Annotated in this window: 8 protein-coding genes; 2 read left to right on the top strand and 6 right to left on the bottom strand. The window is 56.7% G+C overall.

The annotated features are described in order from the left end of the window. From VGE80_RS24830 to VGE80_RS24810, 5 genes are all read right to left on the bottom strand, one after another. On the bottom strand, positions 1 to 1,127 hold a 1,127-nt coding region (locus VGE80_RS24830; protein ID WP_440594524.1), incomplete at its 3' end, for an Orn/Lys/Arg decarboxylase N-terminal domain-containing protein. A 408-nt stretch (positions 1,128 to 1,535) separates the two neighbouring features. Continuing rightward, on the bottom strand, positions 1,536 to 2,075 hold the full coding sequence (locus VGE80_RS24825; RefSeq protein WP_440594523.1) for a hypothetical protein: 540 nt from the start codon (positions 2,073 to 2,075) through the stop codon (positions 1,536 to 1,538). A gap of 64 nt (positions 2,076 to 2,139) precedes the next feature. After that, positions 2,140 to 3,933, bottom strand: a complete 1,794-nt coding sequence (locus tag VGE80_RS24820; RefSeq protein ID WP_440594522.1) for a hypothetical protein — start codon at positions 3,931 to 3,933, stop codon at positions 2,140 to 2,142. Between the two features lie 225 nt (positions 3,934 to 4,158). Beyond that, positions 4,159 to 5,379: a hypothetical protein gene (locus tag VGE80_RS24815; RefSeq protein ID WP_397569318.1), complete on the bottom strand. Its 1,221-nt coding sequence runs from the start codon at positions 5,377 to 5,379 to the stop codon at positions 4,159 to 4,161. A gap of 300 nt (positions 5,380 to 5,679) precedes the next feature. Then, positions 5,680 to 9,132 (bottom strand): PVC-type heme-binding CxxCH protein, encoded by a 3,453-nt coding sequence (locus VGE80_RS24810; protein WP_440594521.1) that lies wholly within the window; start codon positions 9,130 to 9,132, stop codon positions 5,680 to 5,682. Between the two features lie 212 nt (positions 9,133 to 9,344). Between VGE80_RS24810 and rdgB the strand changes: the two genes are divergently transcribed. Further along, positions 9,345 to 9,977, top strand: coding sequence for an RdgB/HAM1 family non-canonical purine NTP pyrophosphatase (gene rdgB / locus VGE80_RS24805; RefSeq protein ID WP_397569320.1), 633 nt, complete (start codon positions 9,345 to 9,347; stop codon positions 9,975 to 9,977). Continuing rightward, entirely contained in the window at positions 9,974 to 11,041 is a 1,068-nt protein-coding gene (locus VGE80_RS24800) for a lysylphosphatidylglycerol synthase transmembrane domain-containing protein (RefSeq protein ID WP_397569321.1), read from the top strand. Before rdgB ends, VGE80_RS24800 begins: the two co-directional genes overlap by 4 nt. 128 nt (positions 11,042 to 11,169) lie before the next feature. On the opposite strand, the gene VGE80_RS24795 is transcribed toward VGE80_RS24800, so the two are convergent. Then, positions 11,170 to 11,862 carry a hypothetical protein gene (locus VGE80_RS24795; protein WP_440594520.1) on the bottom strand — a complete coding sequence of 231 codons (693 nt, stop codon included), beginning with the start codon at positions 11,860 to 11,862 and terminating at the stop codon, positions 11,170 to 11,172. Positions 11,863 to 11,957 lie beyond the last annotated feature (95 nt).

Raw genomic sequence — 11,957 nt, 5'->3', positions numbered from 1 at the left:
ATATCCCGATAGAACTCATGGAATGTGGCGTGCGGCAACCAGGCCTCATCAAAATGCAGGGTCCCGATCTTTCCGTCAAGCAATCCCTTCAGCGTTTCAACATTGTAGATAATGCCGTCATAGGTGCTTTGCGTAATCGTGAGGATGCGCGGTTTACGATGCGGATGCTTAGCCTGAGCCGCTTTTGCAAATGGATTCGCCTCGATCTTCTTCTGGATATTTTCAGGAAGAAACTCTTCGAGGGGAATGGGACCGATGATCCCCAGATGGTTGCGTGTGGGAGTGAGAAACACCGGGACTGCACCGGTCATGATGATGGAGTGCAGAATCGATTTGTGACAGTTCCGGTCGACGACCACGATATCGCCAGAGGCGACTGTGGAGTGCCAGACCATCTTGTTGGACGTAGAGGTCCCGTTGGTCACGAAAAAACAGTGGTCGGCATTAAAGATCCGTGCGGCGTTCCGCTCGGATGCGGCGACGGGGCCTGTATGATCCAGCAGTTGCCCCAGTTCTTCGACAGCGTTGCAGACGTCCGCCCGCAACATGTTCTCACCAAAAAACTGATGAAACATCTGACCGACGGGACTTTTAAGGAAGGCCACGCCACCTGAGTGCCCCGGGCAGTGCCAGGAATACGAACCATCCTGTGCGTAGTGAACCAGGGCCCGAAAGAACGGAGGGGCCAGGCTGTCTGTATACGCTTTCGCTTCGCGAATAATATGTCGCGCCACAAACTCGGGCGTATCCTCAAACATGTGGATAAAGCCATGCAGTTCGCGCAGGATGTCATTCGGAATGTGATGCGAGGTCCTTGTTTCCCCATAGAGGTAGATCGGGATCTCTGCATTACGTCGTCGAATCTCGTCGATGAAAATTCTGAGATTCACCACAGCCGGATCGAGTTCCGGGCCGGGTGTAAATTCCTCGTCGTCGATCGACAGAATAAATGCCGAAGCGCGGCTCTGCTGCTGGGCGAACTGGGACAGGTCGCCATAGCTGGTGACCCCCAGCACCTCAATGCCTTCTCCCTCGATGGCATTGGCCAGGGCCCGAATGCCCAATCCGGACGTGTTCTCGGACCGAAAATCCTCGTCGATGATGACGATCGGAAATCTAAATTTCATCGTGCGTGAATCTCTTGAATGTTGCCCTGCCCGGGCGGGGAATCACAAGTTGAGACAGAGCGCTCTGCCACATACCCGCAGCGCGAGATGTTATGGAAGGCGAGCCCGAATTGTACACCCTGCGACCCCGGCAGCCGCTCTGCCTGCGCGGGATGCAGAAAGGGGACTCTTCATCTTACATGTCCTGATCAAGTTTCACTCGACGCCTCCTGTCGGTTTCCCCGGAACAGCGAGCCCCGATTCGAGAGGTCTAATATCGCAGCCGGACGAAACAGCCCCTCGGTTCAATCGCCCTAAGTCCCGTTCCCTTGAGGGATTCCATCTGCAATTCTCTTGCCGGACGGGACAGGGATCTCAAAAATCAGCCGGGGCCTGTAGAGCATCGAAACGAGCTACGGGCACGACTCGTTAATGGTCGCAGCCGCAGCCTCCCCCTCCACTGCCGCAAGACGCGCGGGGCAGTGGCACAAGCCCGGTTGAAGAAACAGGCTGAACCTCAATAACACCGAATCCCCCGGCCGCGGCTTGGAGCGCCAGCTTCGTGGTATCGGGACCACGGTCGCACAGGACATAGAGAATCAGCTTTTCCCGGTCCAGGGTCCGTTCAAGGTCGACCAGTTCCAGATTCAGTTCCCACTGACAAATTCGGGCACACCACTCTGGAAAGTCCGCTTCACACTCGCGGATCAGCTCACGGGCGGTCTGCAGGTCGCGGTCCGTGGCTGAACGTACCAGTTTGAATTCCGTCGGGGACTCGTCCGCTTTGCAGTAGTGCGGTTTCAACTGCTCCAGCACGGTCCCGATCTGAAGCCCCCGGTCGGTTTCGACCACCACAGGGGTCCCCCGGGCAGGAATTTCGGGACCTTCATTGACGAACCGGGCGACTTCCGAGACGACGCCATAACGAATCAGGTAAATCTCGCTTGCCGTCACTTCACTTGTCGTCATAGAGAAAACGTCTTTACTGACAAAACGGTAAAATTTCTCAACCCGGCAGAAATTGCCGAACGAGTCACTTGGTTACAGCGGGCGGCTCGGGCGCGGTCTCTACGGGAAGCTGCTCCTGATTCCCACGACGTGGCGGGCGAAAGAAGCCATTTTCCATTCCGTTTGAGATCCCTCGCCCCATCAGGCCGAGAAATCCACTTTCCAATTCTAGCCTGAGCTTAACTCCCCGATCAGTCGGGCGGAATTCCAGCGTCATGGCGTCGTTGTCGGAATCGAATGATGCCTCGGCCCGCTCGGTAAATCCGGAGGGGTTTTCGGTGTCGGCCGCCGTCAGCCAGTTCTTTGCGTGGGTCACGAACTGAAAGGGGATTCGATTTCGCCCCTTCTGAGAGGTTTGCGGCAACGCCACTTGAGCCACAGCCTCTTTCAAAGCATCCAGAGCCAGTTCACCACCAAACGAGAGCCACAAGGCCTGTGGTGTCGTGTAGATGTAAAGCTGAGGCGATTCACCGAACAGTCGCTGGCTCTCCTCATTCGGGGATTCGACGGGGAGACGATGGACGGGAAGTGACTCGATCCGCTCTGCATCCGGGTCAAGTTTCAGAAGGATCTCGTTTCCGTTCGAGTTTTCCTGCAGAAACTCAAGCAATTGGGTAATCTGGGAGGGCAAATTGCGAGACGTGGAAACCTTGATCCCGGCCATCAGAACAAAGTTTTCCTGCTCCATCCCTGTCAACTGCGCAAAAGCATCAATATGGCCCGTTTCGGCTGATGCCATCAATGTTTGAAAGATCGGGTCGAGAAGTTTCGCTAACTCATCTGCCTGATCAGAGCTGGCATTCTTCACCAGATCTCGCTGCGCCGCTTCAAAATAAGTGACAAACTGTTTTCGTTGCTTTTCTTCCATCTGCCATGAGACGGACATTGTGAATGTCGATGGATTTGCGACCAGATTTCCGAAGTAGGTCCGCTTTCCCGTCATGTTCTGAAATAGCTTGGCAAGCTTACTGTCACTGGTCCCCGAAATATCCAGCTCAATGACAGCGTGCTTTGTTGCAGGATCAAGCTGGCCCCCGATCGTGAACTCTTCCCCGTAATTGACAACTTTGTCCAGGATATCGACCCAGGCTTCCCCGTTTGCGCGACGAAGCCGATAAACGGACTCGGGTTCGTCATCCCGCTGCTGCAGATTCGCAATCGCCTGATTTTTGACCGCTTCGAGCCCCAGTAATTTCATCCCGGGGGGAATCGTCTTAATCAGGACAGACGCAGCGATGTCATAACGATCTGACAGCTTGGCAGTTAACTTAGCGGGGTCAGGAAATCTTAGATCCAGGGCGGACTTGCTTCCGTCCGGGCCGACCATGAAGAGATATTCATTCAGGTAGCGAGTCCGCAGTGTAAACGATTCGCCGTAGCGGATATCAAACCGATCAGGCTCTCCCTCAACCGGAGAAATCGTCCCGGAATCATAGGCCAGAGTCTGGAGCGCCTCGTCCAGATTCTCGATCGGAATGTAGGAAATGCCCATGGGGCGGATGAATTCGTCGGTATTGAGGTACGTCATCATGCCGAAGGGACGACGTCGATCAATCCCCTTGGTCTCTTTCAATGTCTCAACCGTCCATTGATCGACACGTTCCGTCAGATCCGCTCGCTCGGCCGATTCAAACATCAGATCCGCATGATCACGCAGTCGCTGCAAACTGGCGACATTAAATACCATCAAGGGAAAATCGGTCTCGGAATCCACTTTTTCCGCGGCAGAGCAGAGTTCCCGCGGTAACGCGTTCACGGTCAGCAGGGTGGTGACGAAGAGCAGACGTACCCAGACACCCAAATCAATCCGGCGAAACATGAGATCACTCCCGTCATGACATCTGGCACCGATCCGTCGTTGAATTGCGGCGGCTCCAGGTCAGCAGAATCAGGGACCCGGCGATTTCATGCTAACTTAATCTTTTCTGATTGCCAGCCATTGCCCTGGGAGTAGAGCATCCAAAGAAAGAAAAAGGGTGCCGGCAGGAAACCGGCACCGCGTGGGGAAAAACAGTCGACGTGAGATGTGAAAGAAAGCAGTGTTTTACCGGGAAGAGTCGGCGATGGAGATCGCCGCGGACTTACCGCCCGGTTGCGGAGCAGACTTGGATGGGGTCCGAGCGACCCACTGATTAACACGAACAACGGAGGGAGCAGTAAACTTCTTGGCGGGAACAACAGATTCCGTCATGCGGACTCCGGATGAGTCTTCGCCACGCATGCTGGTATCATTCTTATCGTAGGGATTGTTATCCCCACTCTTGTCGGCAGAGCGAGGTGCTCGCTGCTGAGACGAGTTTGCATCGGGAGTTGGCTTGAGGGAGGTCGCAGGTGCTCCGTTCGCCCCTGGTGCAGCGCCGAGTGCGGGCGACCCGATCGGTGCGTACGAGATACGAGTTCCGGTCTGCATCTGACGAACCACCTGAACAGGCTTCATCACGGTGATTTCCGTAGGAACATAGTCGACCTTGTTTACTGCCACTTTGCGGGTGGTCTGGGTCGGTTCCATGCGTGTCACGTTATAGGTGACCTGCTTCATCCCTGGAACAGCAACCTTCTTGGTGTAAGGAACCGTACAGGTCATGGTCTGAGGTACGAACTGACGTTCCTGGCGGTACTGCGGTGTGAATGCGTTCCGCATATCGTACCCGGTCCGATTAATAAACCCGGCAATGTTAGGACGATTATCATACTGCCATGACGGGACTTTACCCGTGGGAGTGTTCTTAGTGACCCAGTAACCGACCTGCTTACGCTCGGTCTTGTATTCCGTCACATTCTGATAATCGACGGTCGATACATTCACGGTTTTCTGTTCGGTCACAGGACGCATTTCGGTGACGACCTGATCAACCCACTCGGTGCGCACGACCGGTTTTGAAATGGTCTGCTTTTCGGGTTGATACTCCGTCACCTGCACATTCTGAATGACAGGATGAACGACTGGCTGCAGTTGCTGAACGGCCACCGTCTGCACAACAGGCTGTGCGACCTGGACCTGCATCACAGCGACAGGCTGCTCGATATGGCAGATCGCCGGTCCCGACTGAATACCGTCGCCATAGGCGTAGGAGGCAGTCGACATGGAGGCCGCACTATATACGGCCGATTGTTGCATAATGGGAGGAGCTCCCAGGTACGACGGAGCCGAGCAGCCACAGCCCGCCCCCGATCCTGAGAACCATTGCGCGGACGCCGTTCCACAAAAACTCAGCACGGTGAGGCTAGCCGACAGCGAGGCCAGTCCGAACGATGATCGGGGCATGAAAACCTTCCTACCTGAAAGACGAGGTCTGAAAGCGATGATGTGAATCTAGGGAAGTGAAAAGATGGGGCTTCGGCAGCAATCGCTCGTCTTGAACGGTTACCCCTGCGAAGCGGGCGGGTTTTTAAGAGAATCTTGATTTTGGGTCAAGACCGCCAAACGAAGGGCCGAGAGGGACTGAAAGTGACCCGCAGAGTGCAGAAAGGAGAGGCGGCGAGGTGGGGAAGAAAAAATCGCCCAGCAGAGTCAGCCACGGATGTGACTGACTCTGCTGGGCGGGATGGTTCTATTCAGTGTCAGTTACTTGCCACCGACGAACTGGGCCTGCGCCTTTGAGTCTTTGACGTCGTTCAACTCAACTCGCAGTGGCTTGGTACGGGTCAGCAGGTTCACGCCAAATGTCACCTGGTGGGTCCCGACGTCCAGCGGAACCGATAACTGCATCGCCGGATCAACCGGCTTGCCGTCCACCCAGACTTCTAATCCTGTCGTATCATTCACGAGGAACCCGACGACTCCTGCCGTGGTCACGTTCACAGTACACCGGGCGAATCCGAATTTCCGATCCCCCAGCCCACGCATGGTAAAGTCCATGACGTCACTCAGCGGGAGCGCTCCAGAGACAGTGCTGTAGACGGGAACCCAGTTCAGTCCGGTATCGTCAGCGACAACTTGTGCATCACTGGTGCGGGACAACCGCGTATAACTTTCCTTCGTCGGCTGCAGCGTTTCCCAGCGACGGACAACGCGAGCAGTGACTGCGGCGTAGGGACCTGGCTTACCGAGTTCTGACATGAAGCGCACGAGATCGATCAGTTCGGCCCGGGTCAGCTTGTCAACCAGACCGACGGGCATCAGTGACGAACCGGATTGCTGATCATCGATCGACTTCAGCGGAACAGCGAACTCACGATCCTCCACATCCCGCAGGAGCAGGTCCGTATCGGTCTCACGCACCTTGATACCTGTGAAGACTTTCCCTTCATCTGTCGCAACAACCAGCGACTGATAGCCTTCTTTCACGTTCTTGTTGGGGTCCAGAATCGAATCCACAAGGTAATCAATCTGAGCACTGGAACCGACGCTGACCAGGTCAGGCCCGACTTTCCCACCCGCCCCGCCAACGGCGTGACATTTGAGGCAATTCAGTTCCGCCCGTCGGAAGATCTGTTCACCGCGTGCAGCATTGCCGCTTTCCCTGATGGTCCCGACCAGAGCCGCCATCTCTTCTTTCGAGAGTACCTTTGCGGCATTCACGATATTTCCCGCCTTGCTGATCGCTTCGGTCAACTTCGGTTCCTGACGACCCGATCCGGTGATGATTCTCAAGGCGATCTTGGCCACGTCTTCAGACAGCTTCTGATCCACAAACGCCGCAGCAAGGACGTCCGGCCCTCCTTTATGCTGTAGAAAGGCATTGATGATGGCGGACTGTGCGGAGACATCTTCAGACTGTTCCAGCAGTTTAACTGCAAGCGCCGCGGCCGCGGGGGTATCAATTTGGATCAGAGAGGTGATGGCCGCCGCCCGAATCGTCTCGGACTTGTCCGTCGACGCCAGTTTTCCGAGAAGTTGTTTGCTCGCGTCGCCCCCCAGTTGTGAGACCCCGCGAATCGCTGCCAGTCGTACGCCCGTTTCCGACTGGGAATCGGTCACGATTGCCGTGACGGGTGCTCGCAGGGATTCCAGCCGCCAGGCGCCGATACAATCCACCGCAGCAGTCTGCAGCGTCCCGTCTTTCGACTTCAATGCTTCGATGACAGGAGCCAAATCACCTGCAGGTTGAATGTCCCGCTTCCGCTTGGCCTCGGCCAGTGTCGTCAGCATCGTTGCGGATTGTGCAGCCGGCGTCGATTTGGTCAGAGCCAGATCAAAAACCAGTCGCAGGTCTTCTGCCCCGCCCAATTGGCCGAGTGTTTCCATGAGCGAGTTCGTCAGGTCAGCAGGGACTTTGCCTTCTCGCAGCTTTTGGACAAGTACAGGAATTGCCGAACCCGCTTCGGCAGAGCGAATCGCGAACAGCAGCCGTGCAACGTTTCCTTCAAAGTCGAACTTGCCGGAAACAACTTCGGGAAGCCAGACAGGAGCCAGTTCCCGACTGGTCTGCCATAGCGCATAGTCGCCGAACTGGTCCTGGAAGCGGTCTGCAGCCCGTAGCGCAATCGCCGCTGCTCGCAGCTCGGGAAATTCCGACAAGGCCCGGACGGTTTCCATCTGGACGCGGGGATGTTCGTCCTGAATGGCCACTTCCAGCCAATCCAGTGCGGCCGGAAGATGTTCTTTCCACTGTGGGACCACGCGAACCGCAGCAGCGCGAGCCTGAGGTGTCTTTGAATCCAGCACGGCCTTCAGCAGTGCAGGCTCGGGCACGTCGAGACTCTGATACATCCACAAGGCTTCCAGCCGATGATGTTCGAAGTTGGGGTCTTTGGAATCCAGCTTTTTCACCCACGCCGCCAGCGCTGGAACCACCTTTTCCTCCCCCTGTTCTTTCAGCACGCGTTTGGCGTGGTGACGCTCATAACTTTCGGGAGACTTGAGAGAGTCCAGCAGGGTCGCAGCCGACTTTCCGGCGAATTGCGGACGATCGACCAGCTTGCGTCCTTTCGCAGTGACTCGCCAGATACGGCCATGGGTGTGATCGCGGCGCGGATCACGGAAGTCGACTTCACCATGCTGAATGATCGGGTTGTACCAGTCGGCAATGTAAATCGCGCCGTCCGGGCCCTGCTTGACGTCAATCGGTCGAAACGCGACGTGTTCGGAACTGATCAAATCGGGCTGCTGACGCGCGGCAAATCCGGCCCCGTCTTCGCTCAGCACAAATCGACAGACGCGATGGCCACGGAAGTCATGGGTGATCAGGTTTCCCTGCCAGTCATCCGGAAGGTGACGCCCATCGACCATTTCGAGGCCGCAGTACTTGGGACTGCCGGGATTCAAACCATGGAGAATCCGGTTTACGCCGTAGACCGTGGGATAAGCAGCACCGGGGACAGCATAGTTGATTCCTTCCCCCCCTGCTCCGTCCGTGACGAAGGATTGTCCCCATCGATCGAAGGCGTGCCCCCAGGTATTCACCCAGCCCCGAGCGAAGACGTCCAGCCGCATGGTTTCCGGTCGGAAACGCCAGATTCCCCCCGCGTTCAAACGCCGGACACCGAACGGAGTTTCGACGTGGCTGTGAATGTAGATGGACTGATTCATGTAGAGCTGACCATCCATCCCCCACCGGAACGTGTGCAGGATGTGATGCGTATCTTCAGTACCGAATCCGCTCAGCACGATTCGGGACTGATCTGCCTTGCCGTCTCCGTCGGTGTCCGTCAGGTGAAGCAATTCGGTGCTGTTGGCAACGTAGGCTCCTCCATCCCCCGGTTCGACACCGGTGGGAATCAGCAATCCGTCGGCGAAGACGGTCGTCTTGTCCGAGACACCGTCACCATCCGTGTCTTCCAGGACCAGAATCTTGTCGGTCGCAGGCTGACCTGGGGCAATCTGGGGATAGACCTCAGATGCAGCAATCCACAATCGTCCCTGCGGATCAAAATTCATCTGGATCGGTTTATGAATCGCGGGATCTGCGGCGAAGAGGTTGACTTCGAATCCCTCGGGCAGGACGAACGTCTTGCGTTCTTCTTCCGCGTCGGGAATGGGAATATCGGTCAGTTCCCGCTGGGCAAATCCCGTCGAACAACACGATACCGATAGTGCGAATATCCACCCGCGACAGGACCACCGCAACCAATTCATATCGAATCCACTACTTAAGAGAAATGCCACCGAAAAGCCTCTGGCCGAGGCAATCCTTCCAGGCACAACAAGATACACTCATTCGTCCGGACACGATTGTTTCGCCAAGACGTTCGGCGTTCAAGCGACCTGTGGAGAAAGTCGGCTTCCCAAAATCGTGCTTTCCGTCAAAATCCCCCCTCACCTCAATTCATCTGAACGGCCCGAAGATCATGACAACCTTCCCTGAAATTGTGCTCAGCAGCCGTAATCGAAAGAAAATCGGCGAGATCGAAGAGCTGTTTGCACCCCACGGAATCGGCCTGATCGGGGTCACCGACTTTGAAAACGTCCCGGACGTCGTCGAGGACGGCGACAGCTTCGCGGCCAACGCAGCGAAAAAAGCGACTGAAGTCGCGCGACTGCTCAATCGTTGGGTCATCGCCGAAGATAGCGGACTGTGCGTCGATGCACTGGGCGGAGCCCCCGGTATCCATTCGGCCCGCTACGCCGGCGAACAGGGAGCCGATGCCAGGAATAACGAAAAGCTCCTGAACGAGCTGGCGAGTGTCCCTACCGAAAAACGGACCGCTTACTACGTTTGTTACGCCGTGCTGTCTGACCCTCAGGGTCAGATCAGACTGTCAGCGGAAGGACGCTGCGGCGGGCGAATCCTGAGAGAATTTCAGGGTAGCCACGGCTTCGGTTATGACCCGCTGTTTCTCGTCCAGGAATTTCATCAGACCTTCGGTCAGTTGTCGCCCGTCGTGAAGCGTCATATCAGCCATCGCGCGAAAGCCTTTGAACGTCTAATTCCTCAGATTGTCCGATTATTTGAAACCCAACAGAGTGAGTCTGCCCCGTGACGACCGCCACACCCAACCCGAACCGCGCAATTCTGATCGTTGCGCTCAAGTGGCTGCTCGCCATTGGACTGCTCTCGGCTCTGCTCTGGTTTTCCCGTGACAACCTGGCTCAGCTCAGCAGTCGCCGGATCCTCTGGGGAGTTTTCCTCATGGCACTAGCCATTCGATTCGCCTCGCTGATGGCGACATTCAGCCGGTGGCGATTGCTGGTCCGCGGGATCGACCTTCCGCTCTCACTCCGCGAGACCTTTCGCCTGGGAATGCTGGGCGAAGCGTGCAACCTGATGGGCCCCGGGGCCGTGGGGGGAGACCTCGTGAAAGCCGCACTGCTCGCCAAAGACCATCCCCGCAGGATTGCATCTGTCATGGCTACCGTCTTTCTGGATCGAGTTCTGGGGATGTGGGCGTTATTCGTCCTGGGGGCGGTCGCCTCGCTGAGTCCTGCGGGAACGAAACCGGGCCCTGAATTGCAGTGGGCGGTCTGGGTGCTGTGGGGTGGATCGATCGCCGGACTGATCGGCATCGGCCTGATGTTTGTTCCCGCATTCACCCACTCACGGCTGATGCACTGGCTGACCACCTGGAAATTCGTCGGTCGGATTGTGAAGGAACTGATGGACTCAATCGCGCTCTACCAGGGAAAACCCCAGATCGTCATCGGAGCCGCCCTGCTAGGCCTGCTGGGCCATTTTGGATTTCTGACATCGTTCTTTTTCTGTGCCCAGGCGATTCATAGTGGCCAGACTTATCCCGGCTATATCGACCATGTGGTGGGATTGCCCCTTCCAGAAGCCCTCAGTGCCGCGATTCCCTCGCCCGGAGGAGTTGGAGCCCTCGAAGGAGCGGTAGCCTGGTTCTATCAGCAGCACCAGCTGGCGGTGGATCCGCAGAGTACGCCCCAGCAGCTTTCACTGGCCTTCTCGAATGGAGTCCTCACCGCATTGGGATATCGACTGACGATGATGGTCTGGGGTGCCGTCGGAATCGTCTATTACTTCGCATCCAAAGGCGAAATCCAGAAAGCGGTCGAAGGAGTCTCCACCGAACCGATTCCCACGCCTTGATCACGCTGCCCCGTGTGTCGCCCCATAAACTCAGCAATCACCTGCGCAGTCCCTGATAACGGCGCAGGAAGATTCTCGCGGAACGACTGCACGAGATCCTTCGTCTGAGGGTCTCGTGCGGCACGACGTCAGATGACAATCAGCCAGGTGAGCAGCACCGCCGCGGCGCCTAGAACGACCGCGAGTAGCTGCACAGAAATGGGACTCGCTTCGATCACTTCGAATTGCTCGCTGATCCAGTTCGGAAGAGAGATCATCGCTCCTCGTCCAACTGGCTTACAGAGTTTTTCCCCGATCCACTGCAGCCCGTGGGTCAGCCCCCGCAAACGGGCTGTCGTTTTGCCGGGCGAGGAGGAAACGGCCGGGCCACTGAGGATTCGGATCAGGACACTGAGCAGCAGGCTGACAACTCCCCAAGACAAGAGCGATTGGGGCAGATTCGGTGAGAACAGAAAGCCCATGGCAGAGGCAAAAAGCAGCGAGCAGGTCACCTGCACGTTCTCTGGCAAGGGGGGACATTTTCGCAACGAGATAGACCAGGCGGTCAGCAGGATTCCACCACCGATCAGAGTGACCAGGAGTGCCTTGATCAGCGTCGCCTCAGCCCCGAATTCCAGCGAGAATTGACGGGGATTGGGAACCGTCAGCCAGGTGAATTTCGGTAACGTCACCAGCGCGGGTTCGGAACTGTTCCCACCCGTCAGCAGCACGGCCAGGATCGCAGCACAAAGAGTCCCACCCAGCACCCCCAGATGGGTGACTAAGAGGCTCCATGCGTTCCGCCCCAGCATAAAGCAGGTCAGTGATGCGATTGCTCCCATCACTGCGAATGCCACCGTAGCAATCAGAAGGAATTGAACAGAGGTCAGGATGGTTGATGCTCCTGCTCGTGAGTCGTGTCCTCGTCACACCGCGC

Source organism: Schlesneria sp., assembly GCF_036405755.1.
Lineage (GTDB): Bacteria > Planctomycetota > Planctomycetia > Planctomycetales > Planctomycetaceae > Schlesneria > Schlesneria sphaerica.
Note: the sequence above shows the minus strand (reverse complement) of the source record. Positions and strands in the feature narration are given on the sequence as shown.